Annotated in this window: 19 protein-coding genes; 9 read left to right on the forward strand and 10 right to left on the reverse strand. The window is 69.6% G+C overall.

Annotated elements, in window-relative coordinates:
• Positions 1 to 37: 37 nt before the first annotated feature.
• Positions 38 to 520, forward strand: a complete 483-nt coding sequence (locus tag ACFYR0_RS10130) for a hypothetical protein (protein ID WP_389324208.1) — start codon at positions 38 to 40, stop codon at positions 518 to 520.
• 154 nt (positions 521 to 674) lie between these two features.
• Here ACFYR0_RS10130 and ACFYR0_RS10135 read toward each other — a convergent pair whose 3' ends face one another.
• Entirely contained in the window at positions 675 to 2,117 is a 1,443-nt protein-coding gene (locus ACFYR0_RS10135; RefSeq protein ID WP_389324211.1) for a CCA tRNA nucleotidyltransferase, read from the reverse strand.
• Between the two features lie 297 nt (positions 2,118 to 2,414).
• On the opposite strand from ACFYR0_RS10135, the gene ACFYR0_RS10140 reads away from it, so the two are divergent.
• From ACFYR0_RS10140 to trxA, 7 genes are all read left to right on the forward strand, one after another.
• The gene (locus tag ACFYR0_RS10140) at positions 2,415 to 4,817 is read left to right on the forward strand and encodes a DUF6049 family protein (protein ID WP_389324214.1); all 2,403 of its coding nucleotides are present in this window, start codon (positions 2,415 to 2,417) and stop codon (positions 4,815 to 4,817) included.
• A gap of 44 nt (positions 4,818 to 4,861) precedes the next feature.
• Positions 4,862 to 7,141 carry a murein biosynthesis integral membrane protein MurJ gene (gene murJ / locus ACFYR0_RS10145; RefSeq protein WP_389324217.1) on the forward strand — a complete coding sequence of 760 codons (2,280 nt, stop codon included), beginning with the start codon at positions 4,862 to 4,864 and terminating at the stop codon, positions 7,139 to 7,141.
• A 118-nt stretch (positions 7,142 to 7,259) separates the two neighbouring features.
• Positions 7,260 to 8,966: a protein kinase family protein gene (locus tag ACFYR0_RS10150; RefSeq protein WP_389324220.1), complete on the forward strand. Its 1,707-nt coding sequence runs from the start codon at positions 7,260 to 7,262 to the stop codon at positions 8,964 to 8,966.
• 18 nt (positions 8,967 to 8,984) lie between these two features.
• Entirely contained in the window at positions 8,985 to 9,713 is a 729-nt protein-coding gene (gene sigM / locus ACFYR0_RS10155) for an RNA polymerase sigma factor SigM (RefSeq protein ID WP_389324223.1), read from the forward strand.
• On the forward strand, positions 9,710 to 10,783 hold the full coding sequence (locus tag ACFYR0_RS10160) for a hypothetical protein (RefSeq protein ID WP_389324226.1): 1,074 nt from the start codon (positions 9,710 to 9,712) through the stop codon (positions 10,781 to 10,783). Before sigM ends, ACFYR0_RS10160 begins: the two co-directional genes overlap by 4 nt.
• A 262-nt stretch (positions 10,784 to 11,045) precedes the next feature.
• Entirely contained in the window at positions 11,046 to 12,008 is a 963-nt protein-coding gene (gene trxB, locus ACFYR0_RS10165) for a thioredoxin-disulfide reductase (protein ID WP_389324229.1), read from the forward strand.
• A gap of 38 nt (positions 12,009 to 12,046) precedes the next feature.
• On the forward strand, positions 12,047 to 12,379 hold the full coding sequence (gene trxA / locus ACFYR0_RS10170; RefSeq protein WP_356689252.1) for a thioredoxin: 333 nt from the start codon (positions 12,047 to 12,049) through the stop codon (positions 12,377 to 12,379).
• Between the two features lie 90 nt (positions 12,380 to 12,469).
• Here trxA and ACFYR0_RS10175 read toward each other — a convergent pair whose 3' ends face one another.
• From ACFYR0_RS10175 to rpmH, 9 genes are all read right to left on the reverse strand, one after another.
• On the reverse strand, positions 12,470 to 13,087 hold the full coding sequence (locus tag ACFYR0_RS10175; protein WP_389324232.1) for a GNAT family N-acetyltransferase: 618 nt from the start codon (positions 13,085 to 13,087) through the stop codon (positions 12,470 to 12,472).
• Positions 13,088 to 13,397: 310 nt separating this feature from the next.
• Positions 13,398 to 14,498: a ParB/RepB/Spo0J family partition protein gene (locus ACFYR0_RS10180; protein WP_389324235.1), complete on the reverse strand. Its 1,101-nt coding sequence runs from the start codon at positions 14,496 to 14,498 to the stop codon at positions 13,398 to 13,400.
• Positions 14,495 to 15,568 (reverse strand): AAA family ATPase, encoded by a 1,074-nt coding sequence (locus ACFYR0_RS10185; protein WP_389324238.1) that lies wholly within the window; start codon positions 15,566 to 15,568, stop codon positions 14,495 to 14,497. The genes ACFYR0_RS10180 and ACFYR0_RS10185 overlap by 4 nt, the downstream gene beginning before the upstream one ends.
• 306 nt (positions 15,569 to 15,874) lie before the next feature.
• The gene (gene rsmG / locus ACFYR0_RS10190) at positions 15,875 to 16,591 is read right to left on the reverse strand and encodes a 16S rRNA (guanine(527)-N(7))-methyltransferase RsmG (RefSeq protein ID WP_389324241.1); all 717 of its coding nucleotides are present in this window, start codon (positions 16,589 to 16,591) and stop codon (positions 15,875 to 15,877) included.
• 125 nt (positions 16,592 to 16,716) lie between these two features.
• Positions 16,717 to 17,229: a protein jag gene (locus ACFYR0_RS10195; protein WP_389324244.1), complete on the reverse strand. Its 513-nt coding sequence runs from the start codon at positions 17,227 to 17,229 to the stop codon at positions 16,717 to 16,719.
• 15 nt (positions 17,230 to 17,244) lie between these two features.
• Positions 17,245 to 18,516, reverse strand: coding sequence for a membrane protein insertase YidC (gene yidC, locus ACFYR0_RS10200; protein ID WP_389324247.1), 1,272 nt, complete (start codon positions 18,514 to 18,516; stop codon positions 17,245 to 17,247).
• 3 nt (positions 18,517 to 18,519) lie between these two features.
• Complete coding sequence (gene yidD / locus ACFYR0_RS10205) at positions 18,520 to 18,882, reverse strand: membrane protein insertion efficiency factor YidD (protein WP_386377895.1); 363 nt, start codon at positions 18,880 to 18,882, stop codon at positions 18,520 to 18,522.
• Entirely contained in the window at positions 18,879 to 19,250 is a 372-nt protein-coding gene (gene rnpA, locus ACFYR0_RS10210; protein ID WP_389324250.1) for a ribonuclease P protein component, read from the reverse strand. The genes yidD and rnpA overlap by 4 nt, the downstream gene beginning before the upstream one ends.
• Positions 19,251 to 19,271: 21 nt before the next feature.
• Entirely contained in the window at positions 19,272 to 19,409 is a 138-nt protein-coding gene (rpmH, locus tag ACFYR0_RS10215) for a 50S ribosomal protein L34 (protein WP_016644655.1), read from the reverse strand.
• A 394-nt stretch (positions 19,410 to 19,803) separates the two neighbouring features.
• Here rpmH and dnaA point away from each other — a divergent pair, with 394 nt between their 5' ends.
• Positions 19,804 to 21,783, forward strand: coding sequence for a chromosomal replication initiator protein DnaA (gene dnaA / locus ACFYR0_RS10220; protein ID WP_389324254.1), 1,980 nt, complete (start codon positions 19,804 to 19,806; stop codon positions 21,781 to 21,783).
• The last annotated feature ends 1,176 nt before the right edge of the window (positions 21,784 to 22,959 follow it).

Here is a 22,959-nt window from a genome sequence, read left to right on the forward strand (position 1 = left end):
CTTATGCGTGTCGCACCGCATCAAGGGGGACCCCCGCATGTCCACTCCGCCGTCTCAGGGCAACCCGTTCGCCCAGGGCCAGAACCCGTATGCCCAGAACCCGGCCGGCGCGCCGCAGCCGGGCCAGCCGGGTGTCCCGCCGCAGCCCTACGCCCCGATGCCCGGCCAGGGCGCCCCGGTTCCGCCGCCCGCCCCGGCCAAGCGCTTCAGCAAGAAGCTGCTGCGGATCGGTGGCTTCATCGTCGTCGCCATCATCATCGCCGTGGTCAAGTGGCAGTTCGGCAAGACCGACGCCGAGACCACGTCCGTGGGCTCCTGCCTCCACAACAAGGGCACGATGACGCAGGCGGACCTCGAGACGGTGGATTGCACCTCCGGTGACGCGGAGTACAAGGTGATCGAGAAGTTCGACGACACCAGCGACACCGACAAGTGCAACACGGTCAAGGAGACCGAGGTCGCGTACTACCAGACGGGTGAGGGCCACGACGTCGTCCTGTGCCTGAAGCAGGTCAAGTAAGGCAGAGGCCTCGCGAGGGGACGATGTTTCACGTGAAACGTCGTCCGTCGCATCGTTCGTCGCGAGACTGAAGCAAGAAGGGCGCCATGTTTCACGTGAAACATGGCGCCCTTCTCATGCCCCGGTTCTCATACCTGGGCTCTCATGCGCGGGTTCAGGCGTCCTGCTCCTTGGCCCACCATTCCTTGAGAGCCTCCGTCGCCGCCTCCGCTCCCAGCGGGCCGTGTTCCAGGCGGAGTTCCAGCAGCTGCTTGTAGGCGCGGCCGACCGCGGGACCGGGCGGGACGCCGAGGATCTCCATGATCTGGTTGCCGTCCAGGTCGGGACGGATCGCGTCGAGCTCCTCCTGCTCCTTGAGCTGCTCGATGCGTTCCTCCAGCCCGTCGTACGCACGCGACAGCGCGGTCGCCCTGCGCTTGTTGCGGGTGGTGCAGTCGGAGCGGGTCAGCTTGTGGAGCCGGTCGAGCAGCGGCCCGGCGTCACGGACGTAGCGGCGGACCGCGGAGTCGGTCCACTCGCCGGTGCCGTAGCCGTGGAAGCGCAGGTGCAGCTCGACCAGGTGCGAGACGTCCTTCACCAGCTCGTTGGAGTACTTCAGCGCGGTCATGCGCTTCTTGGTCATCTTGGCGCCGACCACCTCGTGGTGGTGGAACGAGACCCGGCCGTCCTTCTCGAAGCGACGCGTGCGCGGCTTGCCGATGTCGTGCAGCAGCGCGGCCAGTCGCAGCGTCAGGTCGGGGCCGTCGGTCTCCAGCGCCATCGCCTGCTCCAGGACGATCAGCGTGTGCTCGTAGACGTCCTTGTGCCGGTGGTGCTCGTCCCTCTCCAGCCGCAGCGCGGGCAACTCGGGCAGCACATGCTCGGCGAGCCCGGTGTCCACCAGGAGGGTCAGACCCTTGCGGGGGTGCGCGGACAGGACGAGCTTGTTCAGCTCGTCCCGCACCCGCTCGGCGGAGACGATCTCGATGCGACCCGCCATCTCGGTCATGGCGGTGACGACCTCGGGGGCCACCTCGAAGTCGAGCTGCGCGGCGAACCGGGCCGCACGCATCATGCGCAGCGGGTCGTCCGAGAACGAAGCCTCCGGCGTGCCCGGCGTACGCAGTACCCGCGCCGCGAGGTCGTCCCGGCCGCCGTGCGGGTCGATGAACGTCTTCTCCGGCAGCGCGAGGGCCATCGCGTTCACCGTGAAGTCGCGCCGGACGAGGTCCTCCTCGATGGAGTCGCCGTACGCCACCTCGGGCTTGCGCGAGGTCCGGTCGTAGGCCTCCGACCGGTAGGTCGTTACCTCGATCTGGAAGCCGTCCTTCTGGGCACCGACCGTGCCGAAGGCGATACCGACGTCCCATACGGCGTCCGCCCAGGGCCGCACGATCCTCAGCACGTCCTCGGGGCGCGCGTCCGTGGTGAAGTCCAGGTCGTTGCCGAGCCGGCCGAGGAGCGCGTCCCGTACCGATCCGCCGACCAGGGCGAGCGCGAAGCCGGCCTCCTGGAAACGGCGGGCCAGGTCGTCGGCGACGGGAGCGACCCACTGCGGCTCGGTGACCGCGCGGTCGGGCTCCGGGGCAATGAGGTGGTCTTCGTTGGCATTCGGCACAACAGAAGAGGGTACGTGGCCCGAGCGCCAGGCAGCGCCCCCATTAAGGCGGACCGACCCCGTCGGCGCGCCCGTCGGCGACGTCCCCGACGCTGGACCAAAGTGCCCGTTCACGGCATATGTGACGTATCTCAACGCAATCGGTATCCGCCCCGGCCAGGCGCCCGTAACGAACGGCGAACGGTCGGGTGCCGATCTTGTGGACCAGTCCGCGGCACTTCCCCTCAGCGCGCATCGTTACCATGCGTGGACGCACATTGCGGCGACCACTGACGAGGACGAGGGACGGACGAGCGCGTGGCCGAGGCGGCAGACTTCCCGGGGACCAGTCCCTCACCCGCCCGCCGTCTGCTGCGGCGCACCGGAGCCCTGCTCGCCGCCGCCCCGCTGCTGGCCGGCCTCGTCCAGCTGACCGCCGCCCCGTCCGCGCAGGCGGCGGGCCGGTCATCGGCGAAGGCGGTCTCCGGCTCCGGCACGGTCGCCGTGTCGCTGGACTCGCTCACCCCGTCCGTCCTGTCCGAGGACGACACCCTGACGGTCTCCGGGACCGTCACCAACAAAGGCAAGCAGACGATCACCAAGGCCCACCTGGACCTGGTGATCGGCCCGGAGATCGACACGCGCTCGGGGATCGACGACGCCTTCCGGCGCACCGGGTACACACCGGGCTCGGACGGCTCCGAGGCCGGCGACGAGCAGAAACTGCCCGCGCTCACCCCCGGTGTCGCGGAGGCGTTCAGCATCACCGTCCCCGTGGAGGACCTCGACCTCGGCGGCGCCGGCGTCTACCAGCTGGGCGTCAAGCTCTCCGGGGAGACGTCCGCGCAGCCCTGGGAGCAGGTACTGGGCTTCCAGCGGACCTTCCTGCCCTGGCAGCCCGACGAGCCGGACACCACGACGCGTACGACGTTCCTGTGGCCGCTGGTCTCCGACGTCCAGATGACCGCGCAGACCGGCTCCAACGAGCGCCAGACGCCGGTCTTCCTCGACGACGGCCTCACCGAGGACCTCTCGCCCGGCGGACGGCTGGAACAGCTCGTGGCGCTCGGCAAGGACCTCGACGTCACCTGGGTGATCGACCCGGACCTGCTGGCCTCCGTCGACGCCATGACGGAGACCTACGAGATCCAGAGCGGGAACGGTGCCACCACGCCGGGCCGCGGCCAGAGCGTCGCCAAGCGCTGGCTGGCCGACCTTCAGAACGCGGTCGCCGGCAAGGAGGTCGTCGCGCTGCCGTTCGGCGACACGGACCTGGCGTCCCTCGCGCACAACGGCACGAGCGTCTCCGGCTCGCTCAGCCACCTGAAGGAGGCGACGGAAGTCGCCGCCGGCACGGTAGAGACGATCATCCATGTGAAGCCGTCCACGGACTTCGCGTGGCCGGTGAACGGCGCGGTCGACCCGTCGATCGTCAAGGTCGCCACCTCCGCGGGCGCCGACACGGTCATCGCGCGCAGCGACAGCCTTCAGGAGACCGGCGGGCTGTCCTACACGCCCTCCGCCCCGCGCCCGATCGGCGGCGGCACCACCGCGGTCGTCGCGGACGCCCGGCTGTCGACGGCCTTCCAGGGCGATCTGACGACGGCTTCGGCCGGCACGCTCGTCGTGCAGCGCTTCCTCGCGCAGAGCCTCGCCCTGAACCTCCAGACGGACAAGCAGCGCAGCATCGTGGTGGCGCCGCAGCGCATGCCCAGCGCCAGCCAGGCCCGCACCATGGCCCAGGCGCTCACCGCGCTCCAGGGCGGCACGTGGAACGAGCCGCGGCCCCTCACGGACACCGCCGCGGCCAGGCCGGACCCGGGCGCGACCACCACCGTCCCCGGCGCCTCGGCCTACCCGAAGTCGCTGCGCCGGCAGGAGCTGCCGCGCAAGGCCTTCGAGCAGATCGCCACCACACAGGTGAAGCTCGACAACTTCGAGGTCATCCTCTCCGACGAGTCCCGTGTGGTGACGCCGTTCGGGCGGGCGATGAACCGCGCGATGTCCACGTCCTGGCGCGGCCACGCCGTGGCGGCGGCGAACTACCGCGACGGGGTGGAGCGGTATCTCGACGACCTCGCCGACCAGGTCAGCCTGATCGACAAGTCCGAGACCAAGCTCTCCGGGCGCAGCGCCACCATCCCCGTCACGGTCCAGAACAACCTGGTGCAGGGCGTCGACCGCCTCGTCCTGCGGCTCACCTCCACCGCCCCGAACCGTCTGGAGATCGGCGGCGAGGCCTACGACGAGCAGCCGGTCGCGGTCTCCGGCGGGCACAGCCAGTCGGTGAAGTTCACCACCTCCGCCAATGCCAACGGGCGCGTCACGGTGATCGCCCAGCTGTTCACCGAGGACGGCCAGGCCTACGGCGACCCGGTGACCTTCGACGTGAAGGTCACCGAGATCACGGCCACGGTCATGCTGGTCATCGGCGGCGGTGTGCTGCTGCTTGTGCTGGCGGGCTTCAGGATGTACACCCAGCGCAAGCGCACCGCCGCCCGCGACGCCGAGGGCAGCGGCCCCGACGGTACGGACGAGTCCGCCGACGGCCCGGAGAACCCGGAAGGGCCCGAGGAACGTCTCACCGGGCACACGGAGGAGACCGAGGAGTCGGACGCGCCTTCCGGGGCAGGGGAGCCGGAGCAGCCGAGTGACCCGACACCGGACACCGCAGCGGAAAACCCGGACCCGTCCGGCACGGGTGAGAGAGTGGACCGTTGAGGATGTCGTGGCCGGTGGGCCAGGGACGATGAGGTGGGGTAAGGATGAACGCGCCGTACGACGGTGACCGCGGTCAGGCCGTGGGCGGCTCGGGACACCCCGAGGGCCCACCGCCCGAGCACGGCCAGGTACCGCCGCAGCACCCCGCGGACATGTATCTCCAGGACGCCTACGACCAGGACCCCTACCGGGCCCAGGACCTCTCCGCCCAGGACCCGGTGTCCGAGGCCCTCTACGACCGCGCCGCTCACCCGCCGCCGCCCCCGGGCACGTACCCGCAGCAGCCGCTGTACGCACAGCCGCAGCAGCAGCCGTACGCCCCCGACCCGCGTGTGTGGGCGCAGACGCCGGCTCCCGAGCCGGACGGCGCGACCCAGTACCTGCCCTACGGCGACGACCCGCGCACCACCGAGTACGTGGGCGTCGACGACCTGGTGACCCAGGCCGGCGAACAGCAGCCGGACGCGTTCGCCCATCTCTTCCGCGACCAGCAGCAGGGCAGCGGCCGCCCGCACGAGCAGCCGGCCGTGCCCGGTCCCGCCCCCGTCCCGCACCCGGGCCAGTCCCCTACGGCGGCTTACGGCGTGCCTCAGAACCAGGCTCCGGCCCCGGAGCAGTACCAGGCTCCCGTCCCGCCGCCCGCCCCGCCCGCCGAGCCGGTCCAGGCGCCCAGCGCCGCGGGGGGCCGCAAGGCCGGTCGCGCCGCGGGTCTGCTGAAGTCCAGCGCGGTGATGGCCGCGGGCACGATGGTCTCCCGGCTCACCGGGTTCATCCGCTCCGCGATGATCGTCTCGGCGCTGGGCCTGGTGCTCCTCGGCGAGTCCTTCCAGGTGGCGTACCAGCTGCCGACGATGATCTACATCCTCACCGTCGGCGGCGGCCTCAACTCGGTCTTCGTGCCGCAGCTCGTGCGCGCGATGAAGGACGACGAGGACGGCGGCGAGGCCTACGCGAACCGGCTGCTGACGCTGGTCATGGTGATCCTCGGCGGTCTGACCGTCCTCGCCATGCTCGGCGCCCCGCTCCTGGTCCGCGCCCTGTCGAACCCGCTGGCCTCGGACCCCGCCGCGTTCGACGTCGCGGTCACCTTCACCCGGTACTTCCTGCCCTCGATCTTCTTCATGGGCGTCCATGTGGTGATGGGTCAGATCCTCAACGCCCGCGGCCGCTTCGGCGCGATGATGTGGACGCCGGTCCTCAACAACATCGTCATCATCGTGACGCTGGGCCTGTTCCTGTGGGTCTACGGCACCGCCGAGCACTCCGGCATCACCGTGGAGAACATCCCCGACGAGGGTGTGCGCCTGCTGGGCATCGGCATCCTGCTCGGCCTCGTCGTCCAGGCCCTGGCGATGATCCCCTACCTGCGCGAGACCGGCTTCAAGCTGCGCCTGCGCTTCGACTGGAAGGGCCACGGCCTGGGCAAGGCCGCGATGCTCGCCAAGTGGACGATCCTGTTCGTGCTCGCCAACCAGGCGGGCGCGCTGGTCGTCACGCAGCTGGCCACCGCCGCGGTCGTCGACACCAAGATCGAGGGCACCGGCTTCAGCGCCTACGCCAACGCCCAGCTCATCTGGGGCCTGCCGCAGGCCATCATCACCGTCTCCCTGATGGCCGCCCTGCTGCCGCGCATCTCCCGCTCGGCCGCCGAGGACGACGCGGGCGCCGTCCGCGACGACATCTCCCAGGGCCTGCGCACCACGGCCGTCGCCATCGTGCCGATCGCCTTCGGGTTCCTCGCCCTCGGCATCCCGATGTGCACCCTGATCTTCGGCTCCTCCGGTGCCCAGGCCGCCACGAACATGGGCTACATGCTGATGGCCTTCGGCCTCGGCCTGATCCCGTACTCCGTGCAGTACGTCGTCCTGCGCGCCTTCTACGCGTACGAGGACACCCGCACGCCGTTCTACAACACGGTCATCGTGGCCGCGGTGAACGCGAGCGCCTCCGCCCTGTGCTTCCTCCTGCTGCCGCCGCGCTGGGCCGTGGTCGGCATGGCCGCCTCCTACGGCGCGGCCTACGTCATCGGTGTCGGCGTCGCCTGGCGCAGGCTGCGCAAGCGGCTCGGCGGAGACCTCGACGGTGCGCGCGTGCTGCGGACGTACGCCCGCCTGTGCATCGCCTCGGTCCCGGCCGTGCTGCTCAGCGGCGCCGCCTGTTACGGCATCACCCAGACGCTCGGCCACGGCGCCGCGGGCTCGTTCGCCGCGCTGCTCGTCGGCGGTGCCGTCCTGCTCGGCGTCTTCTACGTCGCCGCCCGCCGGATGCGTATCGAGGAGCTCAACTCCTTGGTCGGAATGGTGCGCGGGCGACTGGGTCGCTGAAGCGGGGGAGGTACTCGCACAACCATCGTCCGTCCCCGTGTGTCGTGCACAGGGACGGACTGTGGGCACAATTGGATCGGCGTCGCACGACGCGCAACGGATGGGGAGGCAGACGACGGTGGCGGATCGGAGCAGGGCTGCCGTCGACGTGGCAGACAACAGCGGTGACAAGCCGCTGACCGCCGGGGCGGAGCAGGCGGACCAGTCCACGGCCGACGGGGTGGACCAGACCGGGGAGCGGGACACGGAGAGCACCGAGGCACAGGGGAGCGGCGGGAGCGAGAGTCCCGCGAAGGCCTCACCTCCCGAACTGCACAGCGGTCACAAACTCGCCAGACGCTACCGCCTGGAGGAGTGCGTCACCCGTCTGGACGGATTCAGCAGCTGGCGTGCGGTCGACGAGAAGCTCCGCCGTGCCGTCGGCGTGCACATCCTGCCCGCGGACCACACGCGTGCCCGTTCCGTGCTCGCCGCGGCCCGTTCCTCCGCCCTGCTCGGCGATCCCCGTTTCGTGCAGGTCCTCGACGCCGTCGACGAGAACGACCTGGTGTACGTCGTGCACGAGTGGCTGCCCGACGCCACCGAGCTGACCGCGCTGCTCGCCGCCGGGCCGCTGGAGTCGCACGACGCCTACCAGTTGGTCAGCCAGATCGCCTCCGCCATGGCCGCCGCGCACCGCGAGGGCCTGGCGCATCTGCGCCTCAACCCCAACGCCGTGCTGCGCACCTCGAGCGGACAGTGGCGCATCCGCGGCCTCGCGGTCAACGCGGCACTGCGCGGAGCCAGTTCCGACACTCCGCAGCGCACCGACACCGAGGCGATCGGCGCCCTGCTCTACGCCGCCCTCACCCAGCGCTGGCCCTACGAGAACGACGCCTACGGTCTGTCCGGGCTGCCCAAGGACGTCGGTCTGATCGCCCCCGACCAGGTGCGGGCCGGTGTGCACCGAGGACTGTCCGAGCTCGCCATGCGGGCCCTGGCCAACGACGGGGCGACCGCCTCCCGGCACGAGGCCGCGTGCACCACGCCGGAGGAGCTGGTGAAGGCGGTCGGCGAGATGCCGCGCATCCGCCCGCCGGAGCCGGTCTTCACCGCGCCGCCGGAGTACCAGCGCACGACCTACCAGCAGGGCACCTACGGCCGCCCGGCGCCGCACCCCGGTGCGACCCAGCCCGTGCCCGCCCCTCCGCCCCCGCTCCAGAGCGGCACCGGGCGGGTCCTGAAGTGGGCCGTGTCGGCCCTGCTCATCGCCGCCCTCGGCCTGGGCAGTTGGCAGCTCGCGGACGCGCTGATGGAGCGCGGCGGCGGCAAGTCCGACGACACGAACAAGACCCAGACGACGGACGGCGGCGACAAGAACAAGCCCAAGCCGCCCCGGCCCATCGCCATCCAGGACGCGAGCGACTTCGATCCCTTCGGAGGAGACCGGTCCGAGAAGCCGGGCGACATATACAAGGTCTACGACAGCGATCCGGGCACGTACTGGCAGACGGACCGCTACATGGGCGAGTGGGGCGCCAAGTTCGGCAACCTGAAGTCCGGCGTCGGCGTCATCCTCGATCTCGGCAAGGTCCAGCAGGTCGGCAACGTCACCGTCACCTTCGAGGGCAGTACGGCGGTTGACCTGCGCGCCGCGAGCGGAGACGCCGAGCCGCAGTCCTTCGACGGCTTCACCAAGGTCGCCGACGGCACGGGCCCCACGGTCCAGCTCAAGCCGGGCAAGGAACTCGAGGCCCGGTACCTGCTGGTCTGGCTCACCGAGATCCCGTTGCAGTCGAACGGCGAGTACCGCGGCCGCGTGGTCGACATCAAGGTGACCGGCTGAGGAAGCGAGGGAGGGGGCGTGCACAGCGACCGGCAGGAACCGCCGGATGAGACCGACGAGGCCCTTCTGGCGCGGCATGTCGCCGGGGACCCGGACGCCTTCGGCGAGCTCGTACGGCGGCACCGGGACCGGCTGTGGGCCGTGGCCCTGCGCACGCTGGGGGACCGTGAGGAAGCCGCCGACGCCGTGCAGGACGCCCTGGTGTCGGCGTACCGGGCCGCTCACACCTTCCAGGGGAAGTCCGCCGTCACGACCTGGCTGCACCGGATCACGGTGAACGCCTGCCTGGACCGGGCCCGCAAGGCCGCCTCGCGCAAGACCTCGCCGGTCGACGACACCGAGCGCCTGGAGCGGCTGCTGGAGCCGCACGAGTCCGCCTCGGCGCCCGCCGAGCGCAACGACCTGCACCGGCAGCTCATCGAGGCGCTCGGCACTCTCCCGCCCGATCAGCGCGCCGCCCTCGTTCTGGTGGACATGCAGGGCTACCCCGTCGCCGAGGCCGCCCGCATCCTCGACGTGCCGACCGGGACGATCAAGAGCCGCTGCGCCCGCGGCAGAGCGAGACTCCTGCCGCTGCTCACCCATCTGAAGCCGGAAAGCAACACCGCCGGCGGAAACTCGGAGGAGGGGCGGAACCGGACGCAGGGGACATCCGTCCCACCCGCAGCGGGACCGCGATCCGCCGGTCCGCGCCGTCCCGGGTCGAGTGACTCAGCCACAGTGAAGGGCGGAGGTGGGCGAGCGTGACTGCCACGACGGACACGGCCGGGCACCCGGACGTCGCCGAGATCTCCGACCTCACCGAGGGCCTGCTGTCCCCGTCCCGGAGCACGGAGCTGCGGCGGCACCTGGACGGCTGTGAGCTGTGTGCGGACGTCCGCGCCTCGCTGGAGGAGATCAGGGGCCTGCTCGGCACCCTGCCGGGCCCGGCGCGGATGCCCGACGACGTGGCGGGCCGTATCGACGCGGCACTCGCGGCAGAGGCCCTCCTGGCCTCCACCGCCACGACGGTCGGCTCCCCCGGCGAAGCAGCCGACGCCGACGAGCCCTCTGGGGCGGCCGAGCCCATCGCCGCGGACACTGCCGGCCTCGCTGACGCAGACAGCGAGCCGCCGACAGCCGAGCGACCCGCAGCCACCGAAGAGGGCGCCTCCGTCAGCCAGCCCTCCCCCCTCGCAGGCGCCGCATCTCCCTCGACTCCCCCCTCCGCGCGCGACAGCGGTCATGTTTCACGTGAAACAGCGGCCCCGGTGGGCCGACCCGCAGGCAGGCCCCGCGCCGCCACCGGTCCCGGTCGCAAGGACCGCCGCACCGGCAAGCGCAGGATCGCCGCTCTCGGGGCCGCCTTCACGGTGGCCGCTCTGGGGCTCGGCTCCGTCCTGCTGTCCTCGTGGGGCGGCGGCACTCCCACGAGCTCGCCCGGCCAGGAGGAGAAGGCCTCCATCGCCGACACCTTCGCCGCGGGAACGCTGGAGGGAAAGGTCGACGATCTCCTCGCCGCGCACGCGAGCGAGAGCAGCGGTGACAAGCGCACCCCGCAGAGCCTCGGTGTGGAGGGCGGCCCCTCCAGCGGGGGACCGCGTGTCCTCCAGCAGCCCGCGGTGCCCGACTGCGTCCGTCAGGGCATCGGCCGCACCGACCCGGCACTCGCCACCGAGCAGGGCGTGTACAAGGGACGCGACGCGCTGCTCGTCGTGCTCCCGGACGCCACCGACGCCAGCCGGGTCAGCGTCTATGTCGTCGACTCTGGCTGTGTGGCCGAGGACTCCGCTGCCAAGGCCGAGGTGCTCTTCAAGGACACCTACGCTCGTCCCTGAGGCGGACCCGCACCACAAGGGACTGTGGCCTCAGGAGAGGGCGTGTGCCGCACATCAGCGGCGTGAGCCGAGCCACCCCTCCACTCAGGGTGTCGCACGCGCCCCTGAGCCTTACCTCGCCTCTTCTGTCACGGCTGTCTCGCCCCTTGGTGTGCCCGGACACAGTGGGAATGCGCGCCCCTTAGGATCCGTTGGGTGGGGTGAGAGTCCGAGAGGGCTCCCACCGGTCGTACGACGCAGTCCAGAGACGAGGAATCAAGCCGTGAGCGACGTCCGTAACGTGATCATCATCGGCTCCGGGCCCGCCGGCTACACGGCGGCGCTCTACACCGCGCGCGCGTCGCTGAAGCCCCTGGTGTTCGAGGGTGCCGTCACCGCGGGCGGTGCGCTGATGAACACCACCGAGGTGGAGAACTTCCCGGGCTTCCAGGACGGCATCATGGGCCCCGAGCTCATGGACAACATGCGCGGCCAGGCCGAGCGTTTCGGCGCCGAGCTCATCCCCGACGACATCGTCTCCGTCGACCTCAGCGGTGAGATCAAGACCGTCACCGACACCGCTGGCGCCGTCCACCGGGCCAAGGCCGTCATCGTCGCCACCGGTTCCCAGCACCGCAAGCTCGGTCTGCCCAACGAGGACGCCCTCTCCGGCCGCGGCGTCTCCTGGTGCGCCACCTGTGACGGCTTCTTCTTCAAGGACCAGGACATCGCCGTGATCGGCGGCGGTGACACCGCGATGGAGGAGGCCACCTTCCTCTCGCGCTTCGCCAAGTCCGTGACGATCGTCCACCGCCGTGACAGCCTGCGTGCCTCCAAGGCCATGCAGGACCGCGCGTTCGCCGACCCGAAGATCAAGTTCGTCTGGGACAGCGAGGTCGCCGAGGTCCAGGGCGACCAGAAGCTCGCGGGCCTGAAGCTGCGCAACGTCAAGACCGGTGAGCTCTCCGACCTTCCGGTGACCGGCCTGTTCATCGCGATCGGCCACGACCCGCGCACCGAGCTCTTCAAGGGCCAGCTGGACCTGGACGAGGAGGGCTACCTCAAGGTGGCCGCCCCCTCCACCCGGACGAGCCTGACCGGTGTCTTCGCCGCCGGTGATGTCGTCGACCACACCTACCGCCAGGCGATCACCGCGGCCGGCACCGGCTGCTCCGCCGCCCTCGACGCCGAGCGCTTCCTCGCCGCCCTCGCGGACGAGGACAAGGCCGAGCCCGCGACCGTCTGACCTCCACCCACCCCACGCACACCACAAAGGAGCCCCCTGTGGCCGGCACCCTGAAGAACGTGACCGACGATTCCTTCGAGCAGGACGTCCTCAAGAGCGACAAGCCCGTCCTGGTGGACTTCTGGGCGGCCTGGTGCGGTCCGTGCCGCCAGATCGCTCCGTCTCTCGAGGCCATCGCGGCCGAGCATGGCGACAAGATCGAGATCGTCAAGCTCAACATCGACGAGAACCCGGCCACGGCCGCCAAGTACGGCGTCATGTCCATCCCGACGCTGAACGTCTACCAGTCCGGTGAGGTCGCCAAGACCATCGTCGGTGCCAAGCCGAAGGCCGCGATCCTGCGCGACCTCGAGGACTTCATCGCCGAGTGATCTCTCGGATGTGAGGCGCTCCGCCGTTTCACGTGAAACATGAAGGGGGCCGGCCCAAGAGGGTCGGCCCCCTTCATGCTGCGCCGGGTGTCAGAGGGGACGCAGCGCCGGCTCTTTCTGCACGGCTCCCAGCAGCCGGTCCAACGCCATCTCCACGTCTTCCTTCCAGGAGAGCGTGGTGCGCAGCTCCAGCCGCAGCCGGGGGTGGGTGGAATGCTGCCGGACCGTCTTGAAGCCGACAGCGAGGAGATGGTCGGCAGGCAGCAGACAGGCGGGTTCCTTCCACCGGGCATCCCCGAACGCCTCGATCGCCTTGAAGCCCCGGCGCAACAGGTCTTTGGCGACGGTCTGCACCATCACCCGGCCCAGCCCCTGTCCCTGGTAGCCGGGAAGGATGAAGCTCGTCATCAGCTGAACGGCATCGGGGGAGACGGGACTCGTCGGGAACGCCGTGGAGCGGGGCACATAGGCCGGTGGAGCGTAGAGGACGAAGCCCACGGGGACGTCGTCGACATAGACGACCCTGCCGCACGATCCCCAGTCCAGCAGGACGGCGGAGATCCACGACTCCTTCTCCATGGCCGACGTGCCGGCACTTACCGCGGCTTCTCCGCTGACCGGGTCGAGCTCCCAGAAGACACACGAGCGGCAGCGCTGGGGAAGGTCTTGAAGGTTGTCCAGCGTGAGCGGTACGAGCCGACGTCCCATGAAGGCTGTTCCTCGCTTCCTTCGCCCGCGGCATCGCGGGCGGCAGTCAGAGCACTGTGTTCTCTGAACAGTTCGACGACGAATCCTCCAACGGCGCCCAGACCCAGTCCCGCGCTCACCAGTCCGGTCCGGCTCATCGTTCGCACGGCCTCCGCCTCCCCATGAGGTATCGCCAGGTGGATGCGCCTTTCCGATCGCATCGTATCGACCACGAGATTCACTCGATACCGACAGAAAGCAAAGAGCGAGCCGTGTTCCGGTACACACCGGACACGGCTCGCTCACCTGACGTGCCCCGCACTGGGGCGGCTCAGTCCTCCGCGTCGTCGGAGTCGCCGTCCAGCAGGCTCTTCTGCAGAACCGGCCCCTCACCGGGAGCCAGTGTGCCGAGGATGCGCTCAAGGTCCTCCACCGAAGCGAACTCGACCGTGATCTTGCCCTTCTTCTGGCCCAGGTCGACCTTCACCCGGGTCTCGAAGCGATCCGACAGACGACCTGCGAGATCGGTCAGGGCCGGGGAGAGCCTCGCGCCGGCACGAGGGCCCTTGGCACGCGGAGCCTTCTGGGGCCGCGATCCCATCAGGGTCACGATCTCCTCGACCGCACGCACCGAGAGTCCCTCGGCGACGATCCGGTGGGCCAGCCGGTCCTGCTCCTCCGCGTCCTCCACGGACAGCAGCGCCCGGGCGTGACCGGCGGACAGCACCCCGGCCGCGACCCGCCGCTGAACCGTGGGCGAGAGCTTCAGCAGCCGCAGGGTGTTGGAGACCTGCGGACGGGAGCGGCCGATGCGGTCCGCCAGCTGGTCGTGCGTGCAGTTGAAGTCCTTCAGGAGCTGGTCGTAGGCGGCCGCCTCTTCCAGCGGGTTCAGCTGAGCGCGGTGGAGGTTCTCCAGGAGGGCGTCCAAGAGCAGCTTCTCGTCGTCCGTGTGCCGCACGATCGCCGGGATGGCCTCGAGGCCGGCCTCACGGCAGGCCCTCCAGCGCCGCTCGCCCATGATGAGCTCGTAGCGGCCGGCGCCGACCTGACGGACGACGACGGGCTGGAGCAGACCGACCTCCTGGATGGAGGTGATCAGTTCGTGCAGGGCGTCCTCGTCGAAGACCTCACGCGGCTGGCGCGGGTTCGGCGTGATGGCTTCCAGCGGGATCTCGGCGAAGTGGGCTCCGATGGGTGCCGCGGGTGCTTCCACCGGGACGGGGGCCGGGAAGTCCTCTGTTTCACGTGAAACAGGCGGCAGCGTGGCCACCTTCGCCGCGGCCACTCCACGCTCGGCCGTCAGTACCGGCATTGCCGCAGAAGCAGTGGAGCCGACGCTCCCCACCTCGTCGACGGCCGGCGTCTTCTCCGTGGAGGCCGCGGGGATGAGTGCGGCGAGCCCTCGGCCCAGTCCCCTCCGTCGCTCACTCACTGGATCCCCTCCACCATGCTCGGGTTGTTCTGGGCGCCGATGTGGGCGCGGGTCGGGTCATAGCTGACGCCGACGCCCTTCAGCGCGATCTCTCGTGCGGCCTCAAGGTAGGACAGCGCACCGCTCGATCCAGGATCGTAGGTCAGCACCGTCTGTCCGTAGCTCGGCGCCTCGGAGATGCGGACCGAGCGAGGAATGCTCGTCCGCAGCACCTCGTCGCCGAAGTGAGTGCGCACCTCGTCCGCGACCTGTGACGCCAGACGCGTCCGGCCGTCGTACATGGTGAGCAGGATCGTCGACACATGCAGGGCGGGGTTGAGATGCCCCCGAACCAGATCGACGTTGCGCAGCAGCTGTCCCAGGCCCTCCAGCGCGTAGTACTCGCACTGGATCGGGATGAGGACCTCCTGGCCCGCGACGAGCGCGTTGACCGTCAGCAGCCCGAGAGAGGGCGGGCAGTCGATGAGGACGTAGTCCAGCGGCTGCTCGTAGGCCTGAACGGCGCGCTCGAGTCGGCTCTCCCGTGCGACCAGGGACACCAGCTCGATCTCCGCGCCGGCCAGGTCGATCGTCGCGGGGGCACAGAAGAGGCCCTCGACGTCGGGAACAGGCTGGACGACCTCGGCGAGCGGTCTGCTGTCGACCAGAACGTCATAGATCGACGGGACGTCGGCGTGGTGGTCGATACCGAGGGCCGTGGAGGCGTTGCCCTGAGGGTCGAGGTCGATCACCAGCACCCGGGCGCCGTGCAGTGCCAGGGACGCGGCAAGATTGACGGTCGTCGTCGTCTTGCCGACCCCGCCCTTCTGGTTGGCGACGACGATGTTCCGGGTCTGCTCGGGCCGTGGAAGACCCTCCCCGGCGCGTCCCAGAGCCTCGACCGCCAGTTGGGCAGCACGACCGATGGGGGTGTCGTCCATCGGGGGCGGTGTTTCACGTGAAACATCGTCCCCCAGCGACTCGGTACGGGGACCAGGGACCGGATCGGTCATCGGTCCCGCGATGTTGGCGTCGGACCGCAAGGATTCACTCTCCTCGACTTCAGGCTCGCAATGAACAGAGCCTCCCATGCCTTCGGGGTCGTGAACCAGTGAGGCCGGGGCTTGTGTGGAGAAATCCACCTCTGTGGACAACTCCGATCCCGCTTTGAGTGACCCGACAGGCCCGTCGAGCGAACCGAGAGGCTTTCGTTCGCGAGGTTTGGCCGCGGCGCGGCCTCGACTGATGATGCCGTGCAGCAGTGAGCGACGTTTCACGTGAAACACGATGCACAGCACCCGAGGCCGAACTGTCGCGACACTCCGTCATGTACAGGTTTGGCAGCTTGTGTGGAGTACGCAGCCGTATCCCTCAGGGGGCGACTGCTCTCCGAGAACTCAGCGGCGTCGACGCGTCCGCCCCGTGCGGGCCGCCTTTGCCCGCTTGGCGGCGAAGCGCACACCGCCCGGACTCTCTCCGACCTCCACACGCACGACCGTGGACAGTGGGTCCACAACGCCCTCGCCGACGTGAAGGACGGACGTCCCCACGGCACCGAGCTTGCTCAGGGCAGTGGCCGAGCTCTTGAGTTCCTCCTCCGCGGTGTCTCCCTTGAGCGCCAGCATCTCGCCGTAGGGCCGCAGCAGCGGGATACCCCACGTGGCGAGACGGTCCAGCGGCGCAACCGCACGGGCGGTGACGACATGGACCTGCGGCATCTTGCCCATGACCTCCTCGGCACGGCCGCGGACAACGGTGACATGGTCCAGGCCCAGCAGCTCCACGACCTCGGTCAGGAAGGTCGTACGCCGCAGGAGGGGCTCCAGCAGGGTGATCTTCAGGTCCTCGCGGACGAGGGCGAGCGGGATGCCGGGCAGGCCGGCGCCCGAGCCGACGTCGCAGACCGTAACCCCCTCGGGAACGACCTCGGAGAGCACCGCGCAGTTCAGCAGATGCCGTTCCCACAGACGGGGCACTTCGCGTGGGCCGATCAGACCACGCTGCACGCCCGCCTCGGCGAGCAGCTCCGCGTACCGGACCGCGTCCGGGAAGCGGGCGCCGAACACCTCACGTGCCTGTTCGGGCGCAGGGGGAAGCTCCACTGCCTCCGTCACGGGGACCGTCCTTCCGTACCGCATCGGCGCGGCAGGCGCCGACACCAGAACCACCAGAACTATCAGGCTGACAAAATTCGGCCCCGTCTGCGCTACAGACGGGGCCGGTGGATCGTGCGGGCCGATCAGACGGGCAACACGACGACGAAACGCTGGGGCTCCTCGCCCTCGGACTCGCTGCGCAGCCCCGCGGCCTTGACCGCGTCGTGCACGACCTTGCGCTCGAACGGGGTCATCGGGTTCAGCTTCACCGGGGAGCCACTGCTCTTGGCCTCGGCAGCGGCCTTGGCACCCAGCTCGGCGAGCTCGGTGCGCTTCTTGGCCCGGTAGCCCGCGACGTCCAGCATCAGACGGCTGCGGTCCCCGGTCTCCCGGTGCACGGCCAGGCGCGTGAGCTCCTGAAGCGCCTCCAGCACCTCGCCGTCCCGGCCGACCAGCTTCTGCAGATCGCGGCCGCCCGCGTCACTGACGATCGAGACAGAGGCGCGGTCGCCCTCGACGTCCATGTCGATGTCGCCGTCGAGATCGGCGATGTCCAGCAGACCCTCGAGGTAGTCCGCCGCGATCTCGCCCTCCTGCTCCAGGCGGGTCAGGGTGTCTGCACCCTCGGCAGCGGCGGAGGTGGTGCCTTCCGTCACGGGATGGACTCCTTCTTACTTCTTGGACGGGGACTTGGGACGCTGCGGACCCTTGCGCTGCCCGGACTGAGCCTTGCTGCGGGTACCGGAGGCGGGCTTCGGCTCGGCCTTCTTCTGCGCGGCCGGGGCGGAGTCCTCGGGTGTGTCGGACGTCTCGGGCGAGCTGTCCTCGCCGGCCGCCTTGGCTGCACCCGACTGACGCTGCGACTTGGTCTGCCGCTTGGGCTGCTGGCGCTTGGCCGGAGCGGTGGACGTGGTCGTGGGCGTGCCGTCCTCGGTCAGGGTGGCGACGGCGCCCTCGCTCTTGATCACGGAGCCGTCGGCCTGGGCCGCCAGGCCCGCCTTGCCGAGGCCGTTGATGAACTTGCGCTCGTGGTCGTTGCGGTCCCGGCCCTTGGTGACGATCGCCTTGACGATGGCCTTCTCACGACGGTTGCGCGTCTTGCCGTGGTGCGAGATGTGCTTGTAGAGGCGCTCCAGGTAGGCGGCCTGGGCCTTGGAACCCGGGGTCGGGTTGTTGTGGATCACGTACATCTGCTGGCCCATGGTCCACACGTTGGTGGTCAGCCAGTAGACGAGGACACCGACCGGGAAGTTGATACCGAAGACGGCGAAGATGACCGGGAAGACGTACATCAGCATCTTCTGCTGCTGCATGAACGGCGTCTTCACGCTGGTGTCGACGTTCTTCGTCATCAGCTGGCGCTGCGTGTAGAACTGCGACAGCGACATCAGGACGATCATGACCGCCGTCACGATGCGGACGCTGGTCAGCGAGGCGTCCAGCGCGGCGACGTCGGAGGCGCTGTCGGTGAACTTCGCGGCCAGCGGGGCCCCGAAGATGTGCGCCTTCTGCGCGCTCTCCAGCAGGCTCTGGTTGATGACACCGACGGTGTCGCCGTTCGCGATGCTGTTGAGCACGTGGTACAGGGCGAAGAAGAACGGCGACTGGGCCAGGATGGGAAGGCACGAGGAGAGCGGGTTGGTACCCGTCTCCTTGTACAGCTTCATCATCTCTTCGGACTGGCGCTGCCGGTCGTTCTTGTAGCGCTCCTGGATCTTCTTCATCTCCGGCTGGAGCGTCTGCATCGCCCGGGTCGCCTTGATCTGCTTCACGAAGAGCGGGATCAGGCAGATCCGGATGACGATCACCAGGGACACGATGGACAGGCCCCAGGCCCAGCCCGTATCAGGTCCGAAGATCGCACCGTACAGGCTGTGGAACTGCACGATGACCCAGGAGACGGGTGTGGTGATAAAGCTGAAGAGGCTGGCAATCGTGTCCACTAATCATGCTCCTTGGGCATGGGACGAGGTCTCTGCGGCCGGGCTCGGCGGGCCGGAGGAATCAGGTCCGTCGATGGCCGGTTCGGCGGCGGAGGGCCCGCCCTTGCGTGCGCGCCAGGCGTTGCGCAGCATTTCGTGCCACCGCGGGCGCTTGCGCGGCGGGACATGGTCCACGCCGCCCAGCGACCACGGGTTGCAACGAAGGATGCGCCAGGCGGTCAGGGCAGTGCCCTTGATCGCACCGTGCCGGTCGATGGCCGTGAACCCGTAGTGGGAGCACGACGGGTAGTACTTGCACACCGGCCCGAGCAGTGGACTGATCGTCCACTGGTACAGCTTGATCAGTGCCAGCAGCGGGTACTTCATCGCGCGCCCCCTCCCAGGACCCGCTCCAGGGCGGCGTCCAGGTCTCGGGCCAGGTGTTCGTGGTCCGCGCCACCCGCATCGGGCAGCGCTCGTACCACTACCAGGCTACCGGGGGGCAGGAGTGCCACCCGGTCACGCATGAGGTGACGAAGTCTGCGCTTGACCTTGTTGCGCACAACCGCGCCACCCACGGCCTTGCTCACGACGAAACCCGCACGCGGCGGAGGAGCGCTCTCCCCAGGCGCGTGCGGGTCCGTGGCACCGCTTCGAAGATGGACGACGAGAAGAGGGCGACCAGCCCTGCGTCCTCGTCGTACCGCGGTCGCGAAGTCCTCGCGCCGCCTCAGCCGGTTCTCGGTGGGCAGCACGACGGCATGACCTGACCGGAATCAGGCGGACAGACGGGCGCGACCCTTGCTACGGCGGGACGCCAGGACGGCGCGGCCGGCACGGGTACGCATACGCAGCCGGAAGCCGTGGGTCTTCGCGCGACGACGGTTGTTCGGCTGGAAGGTGCGCTTGCTCACTCGGGGGCTCCAGAAAGAATCAGTAGTGGCGGGGTGCCGTCCTGGCTGTCACCGTGCGCCCACGAGTAGCTCGCGTTACGCCCGAGTGCACCGCTTTCCGATCACCTAGACGCGATCTGTGCCCATCGGAGGCAGGCGGCAGCAGCCATCGACAACTCGACCTGGTTACGGTACGCGCGGCTACGCCATCCGGTCAAACCAGGAGCCTGCGGGAGACACTGTCCACAGGCTGGGGACAACAACTTGAACCCTACCCGTCGCGCTGACTACCGTGGCTGGACTCCGATTCGTTCCCTTGTCACCCGCCCAGCGGGTTTGTACCTCCCGCCCCGATCTACATCCCGATCCGTCCCGTGAACCACACATTCGTGGGACCTGTGAGAAAGCGTGCCCTGTGGCTGACGTACCTGCCGATCTTGCCGCAGTGTGGCCACGAGTACTCGAGCAACTTCTCGGTGAGGGCCGCGGGCAGGGTGTCGAGGCCAAGGACGAGCACTGGATCCGGCGCTGCCAACCGCTCGCGCTGGTCGCCGACACCGCGCTGCTGGCCGTACCGAACGAGTTTGCGAAGAACGTGCTCGAGGGCCGCCTCGCGCCGATCGTGAGCGAGAAGCTGAGCCGTGAGTGCGGCCGCCCCATCCGCATCGCGATCACCGTGGACGACTCCATGGGCGAGGCCCCGGCGCCCCCACCGCCCGCCGCCCAGCCGCAGTCGCCCGCGCGGTACGACGAGCCCGACTCCGCGCCGTACGAGGGCTACGGCCGCCACCGCGCCGAGCCGCTGCCCGGCACCGGCGAGCAGCACCCGACCGCCCGCCCCGCCTACCCGGCGGAGTACCAGCGCCCCGAGCCGGGCGCCTGGCCGCGCCCCGCGCAGGACGAGTACAGCTGGCAGCAGCCGCGCCTGGGCTTCCCGGAGCGCGACCCGTACGCCGACCGCGACCGCGACGGCTACACGGACCCGTACGCGGACCGGGACCGGGACCCTTACGCCGACCGCGAACGCGACGCCTACGCGGACCGGGACCGCGACCGCGATCCGTACGCCTCGCCCTCCCCCCAGGGCGGCTACGGCTCGCAGGCCCGTGACAGCTACGGCTCCTCCGCCCAGGACTACCGCGGGCAGGCGCCGGAGCGGCCGTCCTACGACCAGACGCGCGCCGAGTACGACAAGGGGCGCGGGGAGTACGACCAGCGCGACGGCCGCCGCGAGCTGCCCGAGCCGCAGTCCGGCCACGGACCCGCCCACCGCGGCGGTTCCGGAGCCCCGGGATCCGTCGGCCCGTCCGGGGGCGGACCGCTGGGCTCCTCGCCCAAGCCGGTCGGCGGTCCGGGCGAGCCGACCGCGCGGCTGAACCCCAAGTACCTCTTCGACACCTTCGTCATCGGCGCGTCCAACCGCTTCGCGCACGCGGCCGCGGTGGCCGTCGCCGAGGCGCCCGCCAAGGCGTACAACCCCCTCTTCATCTATGGGGAGTCGGGGCTCGGCAAGACGCACCTGCTGCACGCGATCGGGCACTACGCGCGCAGCCTCTACCCGGGCACCCGCGTGCGGTACGTGAGCTCGGAGGAGTTCACCAACGAGTTCATCAACTCCATCCGCGACGGCAAGGGCGACAGTTTCCGCAAGCGCTACCGCGAGATGGACATCCTGCTCGTCGACGACATCCAGTTCCTCGCGGACAAGGAGTCGACGCAGGAGGAGTTCTTCCACACCTTCAACACCCTCCACAACGCCAACAAGCAGATCGTGCTCTCCAGCGACCGGCCGCCCCGGCAGCTGGTGACGCTCGAGGACCGGCTGCGGAACCGTTTCGAGTGGGGTCTGACCACCGACGTCCAGCCGCCGGAGCTGGAGACGCGTATCGCGATCCTGCGCAAGAAGGCCGTCCAGGAGCAGCTCAACGCCCCGCCGGAGGTACTGGAGTTCATCGCCTCCCGGATCTCGCGGAACATCCGTGAGCTGGAGGGCGCGCTGATCCGGGTGACGGCGTTCGCGTCGCTGAACCGGCAGCCGGTCGACCTGGGCCTGACGGAGATCGTCCTGAAGGACCTGATCCCTGGCGGCGAGGACTCGGCCCCGGAGATCACCTCCACGGCCATCATGAGCGCCACGGCGGACTACTTCGGGCTGACCGTCGAGGACCTGTGCGGCACCTCGCGCGGCCGCGCGCTGGTCACCGCCCGGCAGATCGCCATGTATCTGTGCCGGGAGCTGACGGACCTGTCCCTGCCGAAGATCGGCGCGCTGTTCGGCGGCCGGGACCACACCACGGTCATGCACGCGGACCGGAAGATCCGGAACCTGATGGCCGAGCGGCGCTCGATCTACAACCAGGTCACCGAGCTCACCAACCGCATCAAGGCCGGCTGAGCCGGCGCGGACCGTCTCCCGGTCCGCAGGGCCGCACCCGGGAGCTCCGGCCCAGACACGCCTTTCCCCGTCCGGGGCGCCCCGGCCCTGGGCGCCCCGGCCCAGACACGCTTCCAGGTCCGCTGGGCCGCACCCGGAGCTCCGGCCCAGACACGGCCCTCCCCGCCCGCGGAGCTCCGGCGCCGCGGGCGGGACGACCCAGACACGCCTGCAGGTCCGCACAGCCCCGCACCGGGCGCTCCGGCCCACACCCGCCTCCAGCGCCCGGCACCGGCACCACCTCCCGGGGCCGGGCGCTCAGCCGCGCATCCGGACCCTCGCACCCCGCTCCAGGACCGCCACACGCAGAGCCGTCGGGACGCTCGACGATGCCTCGGAAACGGTCCTCACCACCCACCAGAAGCGCTCCAAGGGCGCCTCGGGAGCGATTCCCGGGCGCCCTTCGTGTTTCCGCCGAGTCATCCGCTGTTCGAATTCGAGCCGGGTTACGGCCACCCTCCACAGATTCGGCGACTTTCTTCCGTCCACACGCTGGGGACTGTGGAGTTGTCCCGAGCGGCATCCACAGCGGACCCTGGTGAAGGAACATCAGACCAGGTCACCTGCCTGTGGATTGGTGGATGAAAGTTCTCCACAGACTGTGGAGAACTTCTCCGTCCACAGCCTGCGCACAAGGTTTTCCACCGGCAACCCACAGGCTGAGGCCGGTTGTCCCCAATGATTCCCGGCTTCTCCACATGTCTGTCCACTGTTCGGCAACCCGGAGGCCCGGTACACCGGGTCGAGTGAAAGCCGTCACACGAAGTTGCCAGGTTGGCCTGTGGGAAAGACGGGTAAAGCTGGGGACGAGGTTGGGGAGAACTCGCCTCATCCTGTGCATGGGGTGTGCAGAACTTTCCGTTCTCCACAGATGACCCCAGTTGTCCACCGCCTCCGCCCACAGGGCCTGGGGACAAAATTTGGGCTCTGACCTGTGAAAACGGGGTTATCCACGGTATCCACAGGCCCTACTACTACTCCCGACTAGAGAGAGTCCGGGAATCGCTTTGAAGCGGGGCCTGTGCACAACTCGCTCTCCGGCGTCCGACCGTCCCTCGTCACGACTTGACCCCGAGGGGCGCCGACTGTCAGTGGCGTACGTCAGACTGGTCCCCGGTGTCCTGCCCGTCCCAGTGG

The organism is Streptomyces sp. NPDC005017 (assembly GCF_042873115.1).
GTDB lineage: Bacteria > Actinomycetota > Actinomycetes > Streptomycetales > Streptomycetaceae > Streptomyces.

Coding starts and splice junctions, on each gene's coding strand:
- ACFYR0_RS10130 (WP_389324208.1), top strand. CDS start 38: ATGTCCACTCCGCCGTCTCAGGGCAACCCGTTCGCCCAGGGCCAGAAC.
- murJ (WP_389324217.1), top strand. CDS start 4,862: ATGAACGCGCCGTACGACGGTGACCGCGGTCAGGCCGTGGGCGGCTCG.
- ACFYR0_RS10175 (WP_389324232.1), bottom strand. CDS start 13,087: ATGGGACGTCGGCTCGTACCGCTCACGCTGGACAACCTTCAAGACCTT.
- ACFYR0_RS10185 (WP_389324238.1), bottom strand. CDS start 15,568: ATGGGAGGCTCTGTTCATTGCGAGCCTGAAGTCGAGGAGAGTGAATCC.
- yidD (WP_386377895.1), bottom strand. CDS start 18,882: ATGAAGTACCCGCTGCTGGCACTGATCAAGCTGTACCAGTGGACGATC.